General features: G+C 69.9%; 20 protein-coding genes. 11 read left to right on the top strand and 9 right to left on the bottom strand.

Annotated elements, in window-relative coordinates:
- Positions 1 to 82: 82 nt before the first annotated feature.
- A complete protein-coding gene (locus ACF088_RS20555; protein WP_392377207.1) occupies positions 83 to 514 on the top strand; it encodes an ankyrin repeat domain-containing protein in 432 nt (143 codons plus the stop codon).
- A 132-nt stretch (positions 515 to 646) separates the two neighbouring features.
- Entirely contained in the window at positions 647 to 1213 is a 567-nt protein-coding gene (locus tag ACF088_RS20550) for an NADPH-dependent FMN reductase (protein ID WP_392377206.1), read from the top strand.
- A gap of 159 nt (positions 1214 to 1372) precedes the next feature.
- Here the strand turns inward: ACF088_RS20550 and ACF088_RS20545 are convergent, their stop codons facing one another.
- Entirely contained in the window at positions 1373 to 2335 is a 963-nt protein-coding gene (locus ACF088_RS20545; protein ID WP_392377205.1) for a TetR/AcrR family transcriptional regulator C-terminal domain-containing protein, read from the bottom strand.
- Between the two features lie 166 nt (positions 2336 to 2501).
- On the opposite strand from ACF088_RS20545, the gene ACF088_RS20540 reads away from it, so the two are divergent.
- Positions 2502 to 3611: an FAD-dependent monooxygenase gene (locus ACF088_RS20540; protein WP_392377204.1), complete on the top strand. Its 1110-nt coding sequence runs from the start codon at positions 2502 to 2504 to the stop codon at positions 3609 to 3611.
- 298 nt (positions 3612 to 3909) lie between these two features.
- Here ACF088_RS20540 and ACF088_RS20535 read toward each other — a convergent pair whose 3' ends face one another.
- Positions 3910 to 4320, bottom strand: a complete 411-nt coding sequence (locus tag ACF088_RS20535) for a VOC family protein (RefSeq protein WP_392377203.1) — start codon at positions 4318 to 4320, stop codon at positions 3910 to 3912.
- A gap of 151 nt (positions 4321 to 4471) precedes the next feature.
- Entirely contained in the window at positions 4472 to 4924 is a 453-nt protein-coding gene (locus ACF088_RS20530) for an Lrp/AsnC family transcriptional regulator (protein ID WP_392377202.1), read from the bottom strand.
- 122 nt (positions 4925 to 5046) lie between these two features.
- Between ACF088_RS20530 and ACF088_RS20525 the strand changes: the two genes are divergently transcribed.
- Positions 5047 to 5664, top strand: a complete 618-nt coding sequence (locus ACF088_RS20525; RefSeq protein ID WP_392377201.1) for a LysE family translocator — start codon at positions 5047 to 5049, stop codon at positions 5662 to 5664.
- Between the two features lie 107 nt (positions 5665 to 5771).
- Here the strand turns inward: ACF088_RS20525 and ACF088_RS20520 are convergent, their stop codons facing one another.
- From ACF088_RS20520 to ACF088_RS20510, 3 genes are all read right to left on the bottom strand, one after another.
- On the bottom strand, positions 5772 to 6764 hold the full coding sequence (locus ACF088_RS20520; RefSeq protein ID WP_392377200.1) for an aldo/keto reductase: 993 nt from the start codon (positions 6762 to 6764) through the stop codon (positions 5772 to 5774).
- A gap of 221 nt (positions 6765 to 6985) precedes the next feature.
- Positions 6986 to 7303, bottom strand: a complete 318-nt coding sequence (locus ACF088_RS20515) for a winged helix-turn-helix domain-containing protein (protein WP_392377199.1) — start codon at positions 7301 to 7303, stop codon at positions 6986 to 6988.
- Entirely contained in the window at positions 7300 to 7719 is a 420-nt protein-coding gene (locus ACF088_RS20510; protein ID WP_392377198.1) for a hypothetical protein, read from the bottom strand. The genes ACF088_RS20515 and ACF088_RS20510 overlap by 4 nt, the downstream gene beginning before the upstream one ends.
- 475 nt (positions 7720 to 8194) lie before the next feature.
- Here ACF088_RS20510 and ACF088_RS20505 point away from each other — a divergent pair, with 475 nt between their 5' ends.
- Positions 8195 to 9088, top strand: a complete 894-nt coding sequence (locus tag ACF088_RS20505) for a putative protein N(5)-glutamine methyltransferase (RefSeq protein ID WP_392377197.1) — start codon at positions 8195 to 8197, stop codon at positions 9086 to 9088.
- 194 nt (positions 9089 to 9282) lie between these two features.
- Here ACF088_RS20505 and ACF088_RS20500 read toward each other — a convergent pair whose 3' ends face one another.
- Positions 9283 to 9585 (bottom strand): zinc-binding dehydrogenase, encoded by a 303-nt coding sequence (locus tag ACF088_RS20500; RefSeq protein ID WP_392377196.1) that lies wholly within the window; start codon positions 9583 to 9585, stop codon positions 9283 to 9285.
- 235 nt (positions 9586 to 9820) lie between these two features.
- Here ACF088_RS20500 and ACF088_RS20495 point away from each other — a divergent pair, with 235 nt between their 5' ends.
- The 3 genes from ACF088_RS20495 (at position 9821) to ACF088_RS20485 (ending at position 11505) form a co-directional block, all read left to right on the top strand.
- Positions 9821 to 10267, top strand: coding sequence for a helix-turn-helix domain-containing protein (locus tag ACF088_RS20495; protein WP_392377195.1), 447 nt, complete (start codon positions 9821 to 9823; stop codon positions 10265 to 10267).
- A gap of 33 nt (positions 10268 to 10300) precedes the next feature.
- A complete protein-coding gene (locus ACF088_RS20490) occupies positions 10301 to 10972 on the top strand; it encodes a hypothetical protein (RefSeq protein ID WP_392377194.1) in 672 nt (223 codons plus the stop codon).
- Between the two features lie 188 nt (positions 10973 to 11160).
- Complete coding sequence (locus ACF088_RS20485) at positions 11161 to 11505, top strand: DUF2516 family protein (protein WP_392377193.1); 345 nt, start codon at positions 11161 to 11163, stop codon at positions 11503 to 11505.
- 209 nt (positions 11506 to 11714) lie between these two features.
- On the opposite strand, the gene ACF088_RS20480 is transcribed toward ACF088_RS20485, so the two are convergent.
- Complete coding sequence (locus tag ACF088_RS20480; RefSeq protein WP_392377192.1) at positions 11715 to 13154, bottom strand: PP2C family protein-serine/threonine phosphatase; 1440 nt, start codon at positions 13152 to 13154, stop codon at positions 11715 to 11717.
- Between the two features lie 328 nt (positions 13155 to 13482).
- Entirely contained in the window at positions 13483 to 14562 is a 1080-nt protein-coding gene (locus ACF088_RS20475) for an NlpC/P60 family protein (protein WP_392377191.1), read from the bottom strand.
- Positions 14563 to 15024: 462 nt separating this feature from the next.
- Here ACF088_RS20475 and pstS point away from each other — a divergent pair, with 462 nt between their 5' ends.
- The 3 genes from pstS to pstA all read left to right on the top strand — a co-directional run bounded on the left by pstS (position 15025) and on the right by pstA (position 18349).
- On the top strand, positions 15025 to 16143 hold the full coding sequence (pstS, locus tag ACF088_RS20470) for a phosphate ABC transporter substrate-binding protein PstS (RefSeq protein ID WP_392377190.1): 1119 nt from the start codon (positions 15025 to 15027) through the stop codon (positions 16141 to 16143).
- A 131-nt stretch (positions 16144 to 16274) separates the two neighbouring features.
- The gene (gene pstC, locus ACF088_RS20465) at positions 16275 to 17273 is read left to right on the top strand and encodes a phosphate ABC transporter permease subunit PstC (RefSeq protein ID WP_392377189.1); all 999 of its coding nucleotides are present in this window, start codon (positions 16275 to 16277) and stop codon (positions 17271 to 17273) included.
- Entirely contained in the window at positions 17270 to 18349 is a 1080-nt protein-coding gene (pstA, locus tag ACF088_RS20460) for a phosphate ABC transporter permease PstA (protein ID WP_392377188.1), read from the top strand. The genes pstC and pstA overlap by 4 nt, the downstream gene beginning before the upstream one ends.
- Positions 18350 to 18374: the final 25 nt, after the last annotated feature.

The following is an 18374-nucleotide window of genomic DNA, read 5'->3' as shown; positions in this document are numbered from 1 at the left end:
CCCCCAACAGCGCCGGCCTGCATATGGTGGCGATGACACAGTGCAGGCACGCACCACCCACCACAGCAGGAGGCCGGCGACCATGAGCGACGCGAATTCCGAGCCGCAGGGGCCCGAGGCGATCGAGCACGCGCACGACCCCGAGGTGCTGCAGCTCGCGGCGAAGGTGTTCGACCTGGCACGGCACGGCGACACCGACACCGTCGCCGCATACGTGGACGCGGGCGTCCCCGCCAACCTGACGAACGACAAGGGCGACTCGCTGGTGATGCTGGCGGCGTACCACGGTCACTCCGCCACCGTGGAGGCCCTGTTGCAGCGCGGCGCCGACGCCGACCGCCCCAACGACCGTGGCCAGACCCCGCTCGCCGGCGCGGTCTTCAAGGCCGAGGACGAGGTCATCAAGGTCCTGATGGCACACGGTGCGGACCCGTCGGCGGGCACCCCCTCGGCCATCGAGACGGCGCGGATGTTCGAGAAGTCGGAGCTGCTGAAGCTGTTCGGGGCGGAGTGAGACGAGGGCTGCTCGCCCATGGGCAAGGTCCAGGCATGGCCTGCGCGCTTGACCTCAAGCTCACTTGAGGTCCTAGCGTCGGTCGTCGACGGCACTCCCGCCGCTCACGTGTCACGCCACGAAGGGCCCCGCATGTCCGAGCACCCCTACCGCCTTGCAGTGATCATCGCCAGCACCCGGGAGGGCCGGTTCGCCCCCGTCATCGCGAACTGGTTCTCCCGGCACGCCGAAACCCACGCACATATCGACCTGGACATCATCGACCTCGACGCCGTCCGCCCGTACGAACTCCGCTACGGCAGCGAGGAGTACGAGTCGTTCGCCAAGCGCGTCGACGAGGCGGACGCGTTCGTCGTGATCACCCCGGAGTACAACCACTCGTTCCCGGCCCCCCTCAAGCACGCCATCGACCTGCTGCACCGCCAGTGGCAGGCCAAGCCGGTCGGCTTCGTCTCGTACGGCGGGATCTCCGGCGGCCTGCGCGCCGTCGAGCAACTGCGGTTGGTTTTCGCCGAGTTGCACGCCACCACGGTCCGCGAAACGGTGAGCTTCGCGCTCTCCGGCAACCTCTTCGACGAGGCGGGCAGCCTGCACGACCCGGCCCCCGCCACACAGGCCGCCGACACCCTGCTCAACCAGCTGACCTGGTGGGCGGTGACCCTCCGCGAGGCCCGTGCGACCCGCCCGTACGGCGGCTGAGGCCCGCACCCACGGAGTCGCTGCCGGATCCCCGCCGCACCGCCGCAGCCGACGGCGCGCCAGATCCGCGCGGGCGGCCCGGACAAATCGATCCGTACGGTTTCCCACGCCACGCCACGCCACGCCACGGGACCGGACCGGACCGGATCATTCATCTGTCTACGTGACAGCTTCCTGACCTTCGACGAGGGACGTCAGACCGTCGAGGAGTGCCTTGAGGCCGAATTCGAAGAGCGCATCGAGACGCAGGTCATAGCCGTCCTCGAAGGCTCCGACCACCTTGGTGAAGGTCGGGAAGCGGCCGGATTCCAGCAGTTCCCGGAGAGCGGGGGTGCGGCTGTCCATCCACTGGTCCTCCGACTGGCCCGTGGCCGCCTCGGCGTGCGCTTCCATCTCCAGGTGCACAGCCAGGCCCTGGACATGGCTGTAGAGCAGGACGTGGATGTCGAACAGCGTGGTGGGATCGAGTCCGTGGCCGTCGAGGGCTCGCAGCACCCACTCGCCGTGGACCATCAGGTTGGGCACGAGCAGGGGGCGAGTGAGAGAGCCGATCTGGGCCAGCCACGGGTGCTTGCGGTAGAGAGTCCAGAGGGTCCGCGCACTCAGTTCGATGCGGTAACGCCACTCTTCGGGGGCGTTGGCGGGGTAGGACTCCTCGCCGAATGCGGTGTCGGCCATGAGCAGGATGAGGTCGTCCTTGCTGGGGACGTACCGGTAGGGCGACATGGCGGCGACGCCGAGCCGTGCCGCAACGCCGCGCATGGAGAGCGCCGACAGTCCTTCGGTATCGGCGATGTCGATGGCCGTGCGGACGATCCGGTCGAGGCTCAGCTCCTGCTCGGGGTCCGGGCCGGGTGACGGGCGCCTGCGGGCCGGCGCGGCGGGGGCCGTTCCGGCGACGACCGTGCCGACCCGGGGCCGGGCCTGGACAAGTCCCTCCAGACGCAGGGTGGTCAGGGCCTTGGTGGCGGTGGCGAGCGCAACGCCCCATTCCCCGGCGATCTGCCGGGTCGAGGGAACCCGGTCTCCGGGGGCGAGTTCACCGTCCGCGATGCGCCGCCGGATCGCGGCGACGATGCGCAGATAGGGCGGATCACCGACTGCGCCTGTGGTCTTCGTCACGTCCTGCCGCTTCCCTGTCCTGTACTAGTGCAGAGGGTAGCAGCGGCAACGCCGAACGGACGTCCTCTGACCTAGTACAGATCCGGTATTTAGCCAGTTGGAGGGAGTGCGTGTACGTCGTACGTTCAGTGCGCGTACACCGTAAAGAGCCCTGGAGGAACTTCTCATGCAGACCGTACTCGTCTCCGGCGGCGGAATCGCCGGGCCCGTCCTCGCCTACTGGCTGCGCCGCCACGGCTTCGCGCCCACCGTCGTCGAACGCGCCCCGGGCCAACGCCCCGGCGGCCAGGCGGTGGACATCCGCGGCGTCGCGCTCGAAGTCGTGGCGCGGATGGGCCTGCTGGAGCAGGCAAGCCGCGTACGGACCCGGATGCGCGGCATGTCGATCCTCGACCCCGACGGCCACGAGGTCGACCGCTCCACCGAGGCGACCTTCAGCAGCGGCCGGCTCGACAGCGAAGACATCGAGCTGCTGCGCGAGGACCTGGTACGGATGGTGTACGAGCACACGCGCGCAGGCGTCGAGTACCTCTTCGGCGACAGCATCACCGCACTCGACGAGGACGAGAGCGGCGTGCGCGTCGACTTCGCGCACGGGCCGTCCCGCACCTTCGACCTCGTGATCGGGGCCGACGGCCTCCGCTCCACCGTACGACGCCTGGCCTTCGGTCCGGAGGAGCGTTTCGCCCACCACCTGGGCAGCTACCTCTCGGTGTTCAGCGCGGAAAACTTCCTCGCCCTGGACGACTGGCAGCTGTGGCTGCGGGACGGCGACACGGGTTTCGGCATCATGCCCGTACGCAGCAACACCGAACTCCGGATCGCCTTCGGCTTCGAGTCCGCCCCCCTCGCCCACGACCTCCGCGACGGCGGCGCCCTGCGGCAGCTCGTCGTGGACAAGCTCGCGTCGCTGCGGTGGGAAGGGACCCGCCTGGCCGAGGCCGCCCGGAAGGCGCCCGACTTCTACTGCGACGCCATGGCCCAGATCCGCATGGACCCGTGGTCGCGGGGCCGGGTGACCCTGCTCGGAGATGCCGGCTACTGCCCTTCCCCCCTCTCCGGGCAGGGCACCAGCCTGGCCCTCGTGGGCGCCCACGTGCTGGCCGACTGCCTTGCCCGAGCCAACGGCGACCACCGCATCGCGTATGCCCGCTACGAGCGCCGGATGCGCCCCTTCGTCACCCTCAACCAGGCACTGGCCACCGAGAATCCCGGCGGACCGGCCTCGGAGGAATCCGTCGCGCACGCCAAGAGCGCACTCTCACTGGACAGCTGATCCCCCGGCCCGAACGGACATCCAGCAGGAGGGAACAGCACAGCACCGCTCCCACGTTCAGCGCCTGCCGTCGCCGGGGGCCGGCAGGCTGGTGAGCTCGGCAACCACCTCCGGGGATGGAGAGGCGGCCCGGCCCGGTGTCCGGGCAGACGCCGTGCTGGCTGACGAGCCGGCCCGGCCCCGGGCGGCGGTGGGTGACGCACACCGCCGCCCGGGGGGTGCATGGCATGAGGCACGCAGCAATCTTGCCGAGCCATCGCCATCCATCGATCCTGGGAGCCCGCGGCCGCGTGACCCCTCAGTCCTCGGACGGCCGCTCCTGCAGTGCCCAGCCATTGCCGTCCGGGTCGCTGAAGTAGACGAACGAGTTCCACGCCCCGCCGGGGCCGTCGGCCATCGCCCCGTCCTCCACATGCTGCACGGGACCGGCCGCCACGCCCCGTTCGACCAGTTGCGCACGGGCCGCGGCGATATCGGAGACCACCAGCTGGAGCCCCTGCACCGAACCGGGCTCTCCTTCCGTGACCCCGTCGCCCGCCCCGATCACGATCGAGCAGCCCGACCCCGGCGGCGTCAGCTGCACGATGCGCACCTCGTCGCCGACGCACATGTCGTGATCGACGGCAAAGCCCATCTGCTCGCCGTAGAAATGCTTGGCCCGCTCCACATCGGCAACCGGAACCGGCACCAGTTCGAGCTTCCAGTCCATGGCGCGCCGTCCTTCCGTACGGGCGACGGCCCGGAACAGCGACCGTCGGCACCGGCCCCGCACCCTGCAAGAAGTCTAAGGAGGGAGAGAGGGATACGCGCATCCATTGGCGGAGCGGGCGCTCATCCGTGGCGTAGCCGTCGCGGCGGGGCTACTCGGGCAGGGGGCGGTCGTCGACGACGTGCTTCATGACGAGGGTGGAGGTCAGCCGCTGGACGCCCGGCAGCCTGGCCAGGCGCTGGTCGTAGAGCTGCTGGAAGGCAGTCAGGTCGGTGGTGGCGATGCGCAGGAGGTAGTCGGGTTCGCCGAACAGGCGCTGGGCCTGGAGCACGTGCGGGACGGCGGCGACTGCCTCCTCGAACGCGGTGACGGTGTCGCGGTCCTCCCAGCGCAGCGTGGCGAAGACGAGGGCTTCGAAGTCGAGGCCGACGGCGGCCGGGTCCACGACGGCGCGGTAGCCGCGGATTGCGCCTTCCCGTTCGAGGTCGCGCAGGCGGCGGTGGCAGGGCGACACGCTCAGCTTCACGCGGGCGGCGAGCTCGGTGACCGTGAGACGGCCGTCCAACTGCAGCTCGGTAAGAATCTTCCGGTCCAAGGCATCCATGAAGAAGATTCTCCCCTCACCAGGGCGATCATGAAGTAAATGTGGAAACATTTTCGGGCAGATCGGGCCTAACCTTCCCCTCGTCATACAGAACATGAGAAGGAACGGTTGAGGAACGGCCCATGGACACGACGACGCTGGCGGGTTTTCTGGCAGTGGATCTCCTGCTGGTGTTCACCCCCGGCGCGGACTGGGCCTATGCGATTGCGGCGGGTCTGCGGGACCGGTCGGTCGTTCCGGCGGTCGCGGGGCTGATAGCCGGGTACGCGGGATACACGCTGCTTGCCGTCGCGGGTCTGGTGGTGATCGTGGCGAGTTCGGCGACCCTGCTCACCGCGCTGACCGTCGCCGGGGCGGGCTATCTGGTGTGGCTCGGCTGGAGCGTGCTGAGGCAACCGGCCGCATTGGCGGCCTCCGATGCGGCCGTGGGCTCCTCCCGTTTGCAGATCATGCTCAAGGGGGCCGGGACCAGCGGCCTCAACCCGAAGGCGTTGCTGCTGTACTTCTCGCTGTTCCCGCAGTTCATCGACCCGGCGACGGGCTGGCCGGTCGCCGCGCAGACGGGATTGCTCGGCACGCTCCACATGACCGCATGCGCCGTCGTCTACCTCGCCGTCGCCGTGCTCGCCCGCACCGTCTTGAAGACCCGGCCGTCGGCAACCCGGGCGGTCACTCGCGGCTCTGGTGCCATGATGATCGCCATCGGCGGGTTCTTGCTGGTGGAACGCCTGGCCGGCTGACGGGCCCGTACACCCCGTTCCACACCGTGCTGTCCACAGGTCCACACCCCCTCGCCGCACTCCTCATGCGGGCGTGACACTGTGCCGACCGCTACTCCCAGGGCCGGTCACCGGTTGACGAACGTCATGCTGGCCTCGTCGTACCGCGTACCGGCGATCCGGGCGGCCGGCGCCGCGGCGTCGATCGCAGCGAGTTCTTCGGCGGTCAGCTCGATGGCGAGTGCCCCGAGGTTCTCCTCCAGGTACTTCTCCCGGCGGGTTCCGGGGATCGGCACGACGTCGTCCCCGCGGTGCTGCACCCAGGCCAGCGCGAGCTGTCCGGCGCTGACGCCCTTCTGTGCGGCGAGCGCGTCGAGCTGCTCGACGATGGCCAGGTTCTGCTCCAGGTTGCCGTCGGCGAACCGCGGCTGGCTGCGGCGCAGATCGGACTCCGGCAGGCCCTTCACCGAGGTGTAGCGGCCGGTCAGGAAGCCGCGCCCGAGCGGCGAGAACGGCACCAGGCCGATGCCGAGTTCACGGCACACCGGCGCGATCTCCTGCTCCAGATCCCGGGTCCACAGCGACCACTCGCTCTGCAGCGCGGCGATCGGATGCACCGCATGCGCCCGCCGCAGGGTCGCCGCGCTCGCCTCGGACAGCCCGAGGTGCCGCACCTTGCCCGCCGCGACGAGTTCGGCCATCGCACCGACGGTCTCCTCGATCGGTACGTCGGGGTCGACACGGTGCTGGTAGTAGAGGTCGAGGTGTTCGACCCCGAGCCTGCGCAGCGATGCCTCGCAGGCCTCCCGTACGTAGGCGGCATCGCCGCGGATCGCGGTCGGCTCACCGAGCCGGTTGGCGAACCCGAACTTCGTCGCCAGCACCGCCTCGTCCCGCCGGCCGGCGATGGCCCGGCCGATCAGCTCCTCGTTGTGCCCCGCGCCGTAGAAGTCGGAGGTGTCCAGCAGGCTGACACCGAGGTCGAGCGCCCGGTTGATGGTCGCGATCGACTGCGCGTCGTCCGACGCCCCGTACCCATGGCTCATCCCCATGCAACCGAGCCCCTGCGCGGAAACCACCAGCTCACCGAGGCGACGCGACGGGATGTTCATCGTGGTCATGCTGCTGCTACCTCCTGGACGTACGGCGGACGGATCCGGATCTCTGCCCGTGATCCCGCTCCGATTCCTGAACTCCGGGGCCCTCGTGGCGGGCCTGGACCGGAATCCCGTCCCGGACGCTACGAGTTGGAGCGCACTTCAAGTCAACACGGGCTCTGAGAAGGCCGCCTGCACTGGCGGACCTGTCCCCTCCGAGCCACCGGCCGCCGTCAGCCGCCGTTTCAGCTGCCGTCGCCCGCTATCGCCCGCAGGGCCTGGCAGTGCGCGGCAAAGGCGGTGCGGCCGGCGGGCGTCAGGGCGAGCCAGGTGCGCGGACGCTTGCCGACATACCCCTTGTTGACGGCGACATAGCCGGCCTTCTCCAGGGTGGTCACCTGCCGCGACAGGACCGAGTCGCTCACTTCGACGGTGTCGCGGACAAAGGCGAACTCGGCCTTCTCGGCAGCCGCGAGGGTCGCCACGATGGAGAAACGGACCGGCGCGTGTATCACGTCGTCGAGCGCGTGACGCGGATGTGCCCCGTGATGCGGGTCGGTCACCGCCGGGCCTCCAAGTAAGCGCCTACCAGCCCGGGAAGGGCAACCACCAGTGCGCCGGGCACCCACCACGCCAGGACCCCCGGGAACCATATGGTGCCAGGCGCCAGCACCGCGCCGTAGAGCAGTCCCCAGGACGCGATCAGGACGCCGTGCCGCACTCCGAACCCGCGGCGGGCCACCCGCTGCCGGGCCACATAGACCGACAACCCGGTGATGGTGGCACACCACAAGCCGATGCCGATCGCCACACCGTAAGGCCGGCCCAGCAGCCCGATGGAGAGCACCAGGACCGCAGAGGCGCAGCCGTAGATCAGTTGGTACCAGACGTACCACCTCGCGCCGGCCCGCACCGTCGAGCTCAGCTTCTGCGCACGGTCCAGTGCGGCCGCTGCTTCCTGCGAGGCGTACTCCGACATGCCATCCCCCCTGACAGCTGGTGTTGCTCCGACTTCCTGCATTCAGCGTGACAAGTACTTTCCGATATGACAAGTACTTTCCAGCCATTCGCTATCGGCGCGAACTCCCCTCTGTTCGGGAGATGTTGTTCCGCCGCAGCGCTCCGCACCCCTGCCCGCCCCACGGGTCGCCCGGCGCCACGCATCCGGCCGGATCAGCCCCGATCTGCCCACCGCCACGACGGTCGAGGTCTCCTTCGAGACGAGGGGCGCAGGGCCCGGCGTCGGGCCACGGCAGCCCACCTGTGCGGCGCGGCCAGGTCAGGTACTGTTGCGCCTTCAGCAGTCCTCAGCAGTGGACCGACCCAGGAGGTGAGACCGATTCCCCGCCAGACCAGGCAGGTGCTCCCGGCTCACGCCCTGCGGTCCCCTCGATGCAGGTGACCGTCCGACGCAAGTGACCCGGGAAGCGCCGTCGGCGCCCCGAAAGGCTCACATGTCGTCGTTCCAGATGTCGTCCCATCCGTCACCTCTTCCCTCCCCCTCCCCGGCCCCCGCTTCCACGCCGCTCTCCCGTTCCGCCGTCGTCGCCACACTGCGCGCCGCCGGCTGCGTCTTTGCCGAGGACGAGGCCGAGCTGCTCCTGTCCACCGCGCAAACGGCGGACGAGCTCGCCGCCATGGTGGAGCGGCGCGCGTACGGCCTGCCCCTGGAACACGTCGTCGGCTGGGCGGAGTTCCACGGGCGACGGATCATCGTCGATCCCGGGGTCTTCGTACCGCGCCGCCGCACCGAGTTCCTCGTGGACCAGGCCATCGGCCTCGGTCTACGAACCGCCGAGCGCACCGGGCGGCCCACGGTCGTGGTCGACCTGTGCTGCGGATCGGGCGCGGTGGGCGCGGTACTGGCCGCAGCCCTTCACCGGGTCGAGCTGCACGCCGCCGATATCGAGCCCGCCGCGGTGCGCTGCACCCGCCGCAACATCACCGACGCCGGGGGCCGTGCCTACGAGGGCGACCTCTTCGATGCGCTCCCCGCCGGCCTCCGGGGCCGTATCGACATCCTGGTGGCCAACGTTCCCTACGTACCGACCGAGGAGGTCGGGCTGCTGCCGCCCGAGGCCCGCGAGTTCGAGCCGCTGGTGGCGCTCGACGGCGGCGCGGACGGGCTGGACGTCCTGCGGCGGGTGACCGCGGCGGCCCCGCCGTGGCTGGCACCGGGGGGCCATCTGCTGGTCGAGACCAGCGAACACCAGGCGCCGCAGGCCGTCGAGGCCTTCACCCGCAACGGGCTGCTGCCCCGAGTGGCCGATTCCGATGAGCTCTACGCCACGGTCGTCACAGGGACCCGGGAACCTGCCGAGGAGGGCCGAGAGGCCGGACCGTCGTAACGACCACTGCCGGTCGTGACGACCCCTGCCGGTCACCACGACCACTGCCCTGTCGCCACGACCACTGCCGGTCGTGACACCTCGCCACCGGCTGCGGCCGGCCGGCGAACCCGACGGCAGAGGCTGTCTTGTTACCTCCTACCTCCTGCCTCCTGTCCCCTACCTCCTACCTCCTGCCTCCTACCTCCTACCTCCTACCTCCTGTCCCCTGCCTCCCGGACGGCCACCACCTGCTTGCCCACCACACCGCCTCGCTCGAATGCCTGATGCGCCGAGGCGATGTCTGCCAGCGGATACACGCTGTCGATGACGGGCCACAGTCCGCCGGAGGTCACGTAGCCGGCCAGGTCACGCAGCACGGAGGTGTCGGGGTTGGAGCTCAATGTGCGGATGCGGCGGGCGCCGTGCACGCTCGACGCGGCGATGGCTGCGGAGACCCGGCGAGGTTGAAGAACGGGCCGGCCTTCCGTAGCCGGACCCAGTGCGCCCGGACCCATGATCCGCCGGGCGGCCGGGCCCGGCTCGCCCCGCGCCGGTACCGGGGTCCCGTCTTCCCACGGATCCTGCCCAGAGCAGGAGTGATGCGAGTGTGACCGCTGCTTCGCAGGAGGTGGCGGTGCATCCTGCGACACCTGTTGTGCTCAGTCGCAGCGGCGCTCGGCAGCACCCGCACGGACCACTCCTGCTAGCACCTTGCTTGCAATAGTTAGCACTTCCGGGCACCATCGATGTATGGCATCACTCAACGTCGGCAATCTCGGCGAGTTCCTGCGGGAGCAGCGGCGCACGGCGCAGCTGAGTCTGCGGCAGCTCGCAGATGCCGCCGGGGTGTCCAACCCGTACCTCAGCCAGATCGAGCGCGGCTTGCGCAAGCCGAGCGCGGAGATTCTGCAGCAGCTCGCCAAGGCGCTGCGGATATCCGCCGAGACGCTGTACGTCCAGGCCGGGATTCTGGACGAACGTCAGGGTCTGGACGGGGTCGAGGTACAGACCGCGATACTCACCGACCCGGCGCTGAACGAGAGACAGAAGCAGGTCCTGCTGCAGATCTACGAGTCCTTCCGCAAGGAGAACGGGCTCGGGAGCGGCGGCAAGGACGCCGCTACGAGCGGACCTGAGGACGGGCGCGGCACGGACTCCCTTGAGGCAGAGGCCGACGGCGGCCCGCACGCCACCTGAGCAACCGACTTCGTTTCCAGGAGGAATAACGTCATGGCCATCAACACCGATGACCTCCGCAAGGCCCTGACCGACGCGACCCCGCTGTACGCCCTGGCCGGCACCGTCGACCTGGCTGCCGAGAAGCTCGGCGAGGTGCCGCAGTTCGTCGAGAAGATCCGGATCGAGGCGCCCAAGCGCTTCGAATCCGTCCGCAGCACCGACCCCAAGGACGTCCAGGCCCTGGTCACCAAGCAGGCCAAGGACGCCAAGGAGAAGCTGACCGAGCTGCTGGGCTCGCTGGACGGCGACATCAAGAAGGTCCGTGACCAGGCGCAGGAGCTGGCGCTGCAGGGCGTGGGCCGCGCGGCCGAGGCCGTCGTGAAGACCCGTGAGGGTTACGAGGAGCTGGCCGAGCGCGGTCGTGGCGCGGTGGCGACCTGGCGCGGCGAGGCCGCCGACCAGGTCGAGGACCTCGCGGTGGCGATCGAGCCGGAGCCGGCGCCGAAGCAGGCGGGCAAGGTCGGGGCGAAGACCCAGACCGCGGGGACGAAGCCCCAGACCGCGAACGGCACCAAGGCGGAGACCAAGGCCACCCCCTCGGCGCAGCCCAAGCCGGCCTCGACGAAGAAGCCCGTCGCGCAGCGCAAGCCGACTCCCGCGCCGCCGCAGCGCAAGCCGGCACCGGCGCCGGCCAAGAAGAGCACCCCGCCGTCCGCCAAGTGAGGACACCGGACGCACACAACGAGGACGAAGTGAGCTCGCTCACCTTTCGCTGAGGGCCCCGTTTCACGGGCCGGGCCGGGCACACTTCGGGTGCCCGGCCCGTTGTCCGGGTACGGTGGGGCCGCACGGGCGGCAGACGGGCCGCCGCAGACCGAGACGACACGACTGGCGAACGGGCGGTGTAAGGCGTGCTGATTTACGGGTTCCAGAGCATTCTGAGCTGGGTGCAGCTCGCCCTGGGCGTCTATGCCGCCGTGATGCTGATCGATGCGGCCGTGCGCCGTGACGACGCCTATCGCGCCGCGAGCAAGCAGACCAAGGGCATGTGGCTGATCTTCCTCGCCCTGGCCACGGCCCTGCTGTTCATTCTCCCGATCATGTCGTTCCTGCCGGTCATCGGCGTGATCGCAGTGATCGTCTACACCGTCGATGTACGCCCGGCGCTCCGGGAGGTCTCCGGCGGTGGCCGCGGGCCCCGGCGCGGGGGCTCCAGCTCGGACGGGCCGTACGGGCCTTACAACGGCGGGCGCTGAGCGGTACAGGAGGCCCGCGAGGGCCCCGCGAAGGCCGGAGGGGCCCCGTGAAGGCCCGAGAGGGCCCGGCCAAAAGCCCCCGGCCCCTCGGTCACGGCCCCCCGACCCCTCGGTCGCGGACCCGCGGCCCGTACCTCCCGTCCGGCCGGCCCCCGCCAGCGCCGGTCCAGCAGCAGTACGGCCTACCCCCGCTCCAGCAGCAGTACGGCCTACCGCCGGTCCAGCAGCAGTACGGCCAGGTCGTCCGTCAGCTCGCCGCCGTTCAGATCGCGTACCTCTCTGACCGAGGCCTCCAGCAGCTCCTCGCCCGTGAGGCCCGCGGCCATCTGCCGGCTCACCAGCTCGGTCATGCCCTCCTGGCCGAGGCGCTGGTTCCCCTGGCCGATCCGGCCCTCGATCAGGCCGTCGGTGTACATCAGCAGGCTCCACGAGCCGCCCAGTTCCACCTGCCGGCGCGGCCAGCGGGCGTGCGGCAGCAGGCCGAGCGCCGGGCCGCCGAATTCGTACGGCAGCAGCTGCGGAGGCTCGCCGGCCTGGGCCAGCAGCGGTGCGGGGTGGCCGGCCAGGCACAGACCGGCGCGGCGGCCGTCCGCGGAGATGTCGACGGTGCACAGCGTCGCGAAGATCTCGTCGTCCGCCCGCTCGTGCTCCAGGACCTTCTGGAGCGTGGCGAGCAGTTCGTCGCCGGAGAGCCCGGCGAAGGTCAGCGCGCGCCAGGCGATGCGCAGCTCGACGCCGAGGGCGGCCTCGTCGGGGCCGTGGCCGCAGACGTCGCCGATCATCGCGTGGACGGTGCCGTCCGGGGTGCGGACGGTGTCGTAGAAGTCGCCACCGAGCAGCGCACGGCTGCGGCCGGGGCGGTAGCAGGCGGCGAACCGCAGATTGGAGCCGTCGAGCAGGGGTGTGGGCAGCAGGCCGCGCTCCAGGCGGGCATTCTCCTGGGCGAGCATCCGCGATTCGGTGAGCTGGCGCTGCGCGAGGTCGGCGCGTTTGCGCTCGACGGCGTAGCGGACCGCGCGGCTGAGCACCGCACCGTCCAGCTCGTCGCGGAAGAGGTAGTCCTGGGCACCGACGCGTACGGCGTCGGCGGCACGTTCGGCGTCCGTCTCGTAGGTGAGGACGAGGACGGCGTGCGAGGTGGCCATCCGCAGGACGTCGCGCAGCATGCCCAGCTCGTCATCGGGGGTGTCGCCGGGGCCCGGGTCGCGTTCCGTGCGGTCGCCGGGCGTCCGCGGGGGAAGGTCGAGCAGGATGCAGTGCACATCGTCGGTCAGCAGCCGCCCGGCCTCGGTGAGGTTGCGGGCGGTCCGCAGACGCACCTTGCGGCCCGCCCAGTCCCACATATCGGGGACATGGCTGTTGGGGTCCTCGCCGATGAGGAGCAGGGTCAGTCCGTGGTGGGCGGGCGCAGGGTCGGCCGAATCTCGCTGTTCGGCCGGCTGCGACTGTTCGGGCTTCTGGAAGCCGTGGGATGACGCAGGGGCCGACTGTCGGCCCACGGCGGTCGGCGGGGCGCTCACGCCCTGGGCCGTCGTGTCCCCCGCGCCCGGCGCGTCGGCGATCCGCGCGGTGTCCGCGCAGGCGTCGTCCACCGGTCCTGCCTGGTGCGGCAGCACGACCGCCCGCTGGTGCGGTACGGGTACGGGCATGGGTCTGCTTCCTTCCCTCCCCCCGAGGGGTGCGGCGGAGCGCCGACCGGCGCACCACCGTGCCCGGCTTCCCACCACTCGTCGGTCAATGGAGCGGGGGCACACCGGGCACTGCCAGGCGACCATAGCGCCAGTACGGAGTGGGATGGAATGCCCGGCGGCAATCGGCCATCGTCATATGCCGCACCCGATAAGCCATTTGACCTGGGGAGGGCGGAATGCGGAATGACGAACATCACCCCGCCCGGGTGCATTCCGCTACGCGACGACGACACTCGGGCAGGAAACAATCCGGTCATTTATCGTGCGTGTGATGCGCGCCATCGTGTCAGCCGTCACCGTCGGGGCGGACGACACCGAGGATCGGCATCGACCCGGCGCCGGTGATCGTGACCTGCCGGCCGGGCCGCGGCGCATGCACAATCGCCCCGTCACCGAGATACATCCCGACATGGCTGGCATCGGAGAAATAAATGATCAGATCGCCCGGTCGCATGTCCTTGAGCGCGACCCGGGGAAGGTGGCGCCACTGCTCCTGCGAGGTCCGCGGAATGGTCCGGCCGCCGGCCTGCCACGCCCGCAGGGTCAGCCCGGAGCAGTCAAAGGTGTCCGGCCCTTCGGCACCCCACACATAGTCCTTGCCGATCTGTGCGGTGGCGTACGAAATCGCCTTCTTACCGAGAGCCGATGCTTTGTTGCTGATGTCTTTCAGTACGCCCGAGTCCAGCCACTTCTGCTGCTGCTTGAAGGCCAGCTCGTCCTCCAGCTTCTTCAGCCGGTCCTTTTCCTTGGCGGCCAGCCGGGATTCCAGCTTCTTTGCCTCGTCGATCTTTTTCTTGATGTCCCGCTGGGCGCTCTCCTTCTTCTTGCGGTTCGCCTCCAGCTTCTCCCAGCGGTCCGTTGCCGAGTCCGAATAATCCTCCAAGTCGCCTTCGAGATGCGACAGTTGGCTGATCATTCGCTTGGCTGCCAGCTGCCCCTTGCGCGCCAGGGTGGCATTGTCGAGGAAGCCCTCGGGGTCGACGCTGAGCATCAGCTTCGCCTCGGCGGGCAGCCCGCCGCCACGGTACTGGGCGCTGGCCAGCGCGCCCGCCCGCCGCTTGAGGGTGGCCAGCCGGCGCTGGGTGCTGTCGATGCTGCGCGCCAGCTTGACGATCTCCTTCTGCTGGAGCTCGACCTGTTCCTTGGCGGCGTTATAGGCATCGGTGGCCTGCTCGGCCTTGCGGTAGAGGGCGTCGATCTTCTTGCGTACGTCGTCGAGGCGCCGGGCGTCGGCGTCCGCGGCCGCTCCCGCGCCGGCGGCCTGCCCCGCGTCCGCGGACGGGTTCTTCGGGTCATCCGCGTAGGCCGCCGTCGCCGTGCCGCCGAGCAGCCCCATCGCACACAGGACGACGGCGGTGCACGCCACGAGCCGGCTGCCCCGTGCGCCCCATGGCCCCCGTGCACCCCACGACCCCTGCGCACCCCATATTCCCCGCCCGGCCCGCCCACCCCGTACGTCCCGAATGCCCTGCCGTGCCCCCTGGCTCCCCACCAGCCACCTCCGGTCGTTCCGCACCGATTCGCGTGTTCCTACAGGCGCGGATGCTGCCATACCGGCCGGTAATTCGACAGGGCGACGGGCCGTTTCGCACGAGCTGGCGAGCACTTCTCCCCCGCACCCATCCGATGGCCGAGGTTCACCGTGCGTTCACTCCCCTCCATCGGCCGCTTCACCTGATCTGCCTAATTTCGGCCGTACCGAGTGCGCGTCTCGCCTGATGTGCAAGCGCGACACGGCTAGCTGGCATCGCAGACCGCGACAGCCCTCAGATCACTCTTCGCCTTGCACGCCGACGAAGCGGCGCGCCCCAGGAAGGAACTTTCGACAGTGAAGCTTCAGCGCAAGAACCGGGTTCGCGCCCTCGCCGTTGGCGCTCTCGCCGTCTCGGGTGCCCTGGCCCTGACGGCGTGCGGCTCCGATGACACCTCCGGCGCCGGCGGCGGTGCCGCCAAGCCGTCGAACATCAAGTGCGAGGGCAAGGGCAAGCTGCTCGCGTCCGGCTCCTCCGCGCAGAAGAACGCCATGGACGTCTGGGTACAGGCGTACTCGGGCGCCTGCAAGGGCACCGAGATCAACTACCAGCCGACGGGTTCCGGCGCCGGCGTCACGACCTTCCTGCAGGGCCAGACCGCCTTCGCGGGCTCCGACTCGCCCCTCAAGCCCGACGAGGTCACGAGGTCGAAGCAGGTCTGCAAGGGCGGCCAGGCCATCGACCTGCCGATGGTCGGCGGCCCGGTCGCGGTCGGCTACAACGTCCCGGGCGTGGACAACCTCGTGCTGGACGCCCCGACCCTGGCCAAGATCTTCGACTCGAAGATCACCAAGTGGAACGACCCCGCGATCAAGCAGCTGAACCCGGGCGCGAAGCTCCCGGACCTCAAGATCCAGGCGTTCCACCGCTCGGACGACTCCGGCACCACCGACAACTTCACCAAGTACCTCAAGGGCGCGGCCCCCGGTGACTGGAAGCACGAGCCGGCGAAGAAGTGGGAGGGCGCGGGCGGCCAGGCGGCCTCCGGCTCGGCCGGCGTCTCCTCGCAGGTCAAGCAGACCAGCGGCGCGATCTCGTACTTCGAGCTGTCGTACGCCACGGCCGGCAAGATCCCGACGGTCAAGCTGAACACCGGCGCCAAGGCCCCGGTCGACGCCACCGTCGACAACGCCTCCAAGGCGATCTCCGAGGCCACGCAGGCCGGCAAGGGCAACGACCTGGCCCTGAAGCTCAACTACACCACCAAGGCCGAAGGCGCCTACCCGATCACCCTGGTGACCAACGAGATCGCCTGCGACAAGGGCAACAAGCCCGAGACGCTGGCCGCCACCAAGTCCTTCCTGACCTACATCGCCAGCAAGGACGGCCAGAGCGCGCTCAAGCAGCTCGGCTACGCCCCGCTGCCCACCGAGATCGCCGACAAGGTCCGCAGGACCGTCGCCACGCTCTCCTGACCCACCGGGCGGCGGCCCGCAGACCGCTGTATGGCCAAAGGGGCCCCTCACCAGGGCCCCTTTCGGGCCGCCGCCCGTCCGGTGCACCGCCGCGCCAGGAGTCCTCACCGGCTCCGCAGACCGGAGAACCCATGAATTCAGCTACTTCGCCAACCGATACCCCGCCCCCGCCAGGGAACGACGGCCCCTCGGCCGTCTCCGGCAAGGCGGTCCGCCCCGGTGACCGGATCTTCCTCGGGCTCTCCCGGGGCTCCGGTATCGCCCTCCTGGTGATCATGGCCGCCATCGCGGTCTTCCTCACCTACCGCTCCGTGCTCGCCATCTCCGGCGACAAGGCCAACTTCTTCACCACCCTGGACTGGAACGCCACCGGGTCGGATCCGAAGTTCGGCATCGCGGTCCTCGCCTTCGGCACCGTCGTCAGCTCCGTGGTCGCGATGGTCATCGCGGTCCCGGTCGCGGTCGGCATCGCGCTGTTCATCTCGCACTACGCCCCGCGCAAGCTGTCCTCCCCGCTCGGCTACGTCATCGATCTGCTCGCCGCGGTGCCCAGCATCATCTACGGCCTGTGGGGCGCACTCTTCCTCGTCCCGCACCTGACCGGCCTCTACACCTGGCTGGACGACTACCTCGGCTGGACCGGCATCTTCTCGTACGGCGGCGGGGCGGCCCGTTCGCTGTTCACCGTCGGCATCCTGCTCGCGATCATGGTCCTGCCGATCGTGACCAGCGTCAGCCGCGAAGTGTTCCTGCAGGTCCCGAAGATGCACGAGGAGGCCGCGCTGGCGCTCGGCGCCACCCGCTGGGAAGTCATCCGGATGTCGGTGCTCCCCTTCGGCCGCTCCGGCATCATCAGCGCCTCCATGCTGGGCCTGGGCCGTGCGCTCGGCGAGACGATGGCCGTCGCCACGGTCCTCTCGCCCAGCTTCCTCATCAACACCAGCCTGCTGGACCCGGGCGGCGGCACCTTCGCCCAGAACATCGCCAGCAAGTTCAGCGAGGCCGACGGATTCGGCCAGGACGCCCTGATCGCCTCCGGCCTCGTCCTCTTCGTGATCACGCTGCTCGTCAACGGCGCGGCCCGCCTGATCATCGCCCGCCGCAAGGAGTACTCGGGAGCCGCTGCATGAGTATGACGACCGACCGCCCCGCGGTCTCGAACGGCGGCGGCCCGCTCCCCGTTTCCCTCAAGCAGGCCCGCCTGCCCCGCTGGACCCCGCCGGTTCTCGCGCTGGTCGCGGCCGGTGCGGGCTGCGGCATCGGACGGGGCGCCGGGCTGGACAGCACCGTCCAGTGGGGCCTGATCGCCGCCCTGCTCTTCGTCTTCGGTACCTTCGCGCTGGCCGCGGCCGTCGAGGGCGCCCGGCAGGCCAAGGACCGGCTGGCCACCTGCCTGGTCTGGATGGCCTTCCTGGTCGCCGTCGTACCGCTGGCCTCGCTCCTGTGGGAGACCGTCGCCCGCGGCACCAAGGTCCTGAACGGCTACTTCCTGTCCCACTCCATGGGCACCACCCCGGACGCGCTGCCCGGCGGCGGCATCAACCACGCGATCGTCGGCACCCTGGAGCAGGTCGGCCTCGCCACCCTGATCGCCGCGCCGATCGGTCTGCTCACCGCGATCTACCTCGTCGAGTACGGCCGCGGCCGGCTCGCCCGTGCCGTCACCTTCTTCGTCGACGTCATGACCGGCATCCCGTCGATCGTGGCCGGCCTGTTCATCCTCTCCGTGTGGATCCTGATCCTCGGCTTCGGCCCGTCCGGCTTCGCCGGCGCGATGGCCCTGGCGATCCTGATGATGCCGGTCGTCGTCCGCTCCACCGAGGAGATGCTCAAGCTCGTCCCGAACGAGCTGCGCGAGGCGTCGCTGGCCCTCGGCGTGCCCAAGTGGCGCACCATTCTCAAGGTCGTCCTGCCGACGTCGATCGGCGGCATCACCACCGGCGTGATGCTCTCCATCGCCCGTGTCGCCGGTGAGACGGCGCCCGTGCTGCTGTTGGTGTGGGGCGCGAAGACGATCAACAACAACCCCTTCGAAGATGCCCAGCAGTCGCTTCCGCTCTACGTTTTCCAGCAGTGGCAGCAGGGTTCCGAGGCCTCCTACGACCGCGCATGGGCCGCGGCACTGGTCCTCATCGCCTTCGTCATGATCCTCAACCTGGTGGCCCGCGGTATCGCCCGCTGGAAGGCCCCCAAAACCGGCCGCTGACCCAGCCCGGCGACAGAAAGAAGCA

The sequence above is a fragment of the Streptomyces sp. NPDC015125 genome (genome assembly GCF_043080045.1).
Classification (GTDB): Bacteria; Actinomycetota; Actinomycetes; order Streptomycetales; family Streptomycetaceae; genus Streptomyces.
This window is presented reverse-complemented; position numbering and strand designations above follow the sequence as displayed.

Excerpts from the sequence above, each read along its gene's own strand:
- ACF088_RS20555 (WP_392377207.1), top strand. The coding sequence starts at position 83 with ATGAGCGACGCGAATTCCGAGCCGCAGGGGCCCGAGGCGATCGAGCAC.
- ACF088_RS20550 (WP_392377206.1), top strand. The coding sequence starts at position 647 with ATGTCCGAGCACCCCTACCGCCTTGCAGTGATCATCGCCAGCACCCGG.
- ACF088_RS20540 (WP_392377204.1), top strand. The coding sequence starts at position 2,502 with ATGCAGACCGTACTCGTCTCCGGCGGCGGAATCGCCGGGCCCGTCCTC.
- ACF088_RS20535 (WP_392377203.1), bottom strand. The coding sequence starts at position 4,320 with ATGGACTGGAAGCTCGAACTGGTGCCGGTTCCGGTTGCCGATGTGGAG.
- ACF088_RS20530 (WP_392377202.1), bottom strand. The coding sequence starts at position 4,924 with ATGGATGCCTTGGACCGGAAGATTCTTACCGAGCTGCAGTTGGACGGC.
- ACF088_RS20525 (WP_392377201.1), top strand. The coding sequence starts at position 5,047 with ATGGACACGACGACGCTGGCGGGTTTTCTGGCAGTGGATCTCCTGCTG.
- ACF088_RS20520 (WP_392377200.1), bottom strand. The coding sequence starts at position 6,764 with ATGACCACGATGAACATCCCGTCGCGTCGCCTCGGTGAGCTGGTGGTT.
- ACF088_RS20510 (WP_392377198.1), bottom strand. The coding sequence starts at position 7,719 with ATGTCGGAGTACGCCTCGCAGGAAGCAGCGGCCGCACTGGACCGTGCG.
- ACF088_RS20505 (WP_392377197.1), top strand. The coding sequence starts at position 8,195 with ATGTCGTCGTTCCAGATGTCGTCCCATCCGTCACCTCTTCCCTCCCCC.
- ACF088_RS20500 (WP_392377196.1), bottom strand. The coding sequence starts at position 9,585 with ATGGGTCCGGGCGCACTGGGTCCGGCTACGGAAGGCCGGCCCGTTCTT.
- ACF088_RS20495 (WP_392377195.1), top strand. The coding sequence starts at position 9,821 with ATGGCATCACTCAACGTCGGCAATCTCGGCGAGTTCCTGCGGGAGCAG.
- ACF088_RS20490 (WP_392377194.1), top strand. The coding sequence starts at position 10,301 with ATGGCCATCAACACCGATGACCTCCGCAAGGCCCTGACCGACGCGACC.
- ACF088_RS20480 (WP_392377192.1), bottom strand. The coding sequence starts at position 13,154 with ATGCCCGTACCCGTACCGCACCAGCGGGCGGTCGTGCTGCCGCACCAG.
- pstC (WP_392377189.1), top strand. The coding sequence starts at position 16,275 with ATGAATTCAGCTACTTCGCCAACCGATACCCCGCCCCCGCCAGGGAAC.
- pstA (WP_392377188.1), top strand. The coding sequence starts at position 17,270 with ATGAGTATGACGACCGACCGCCCCGCGGTCTCGAACGGCGGCGGCCCG.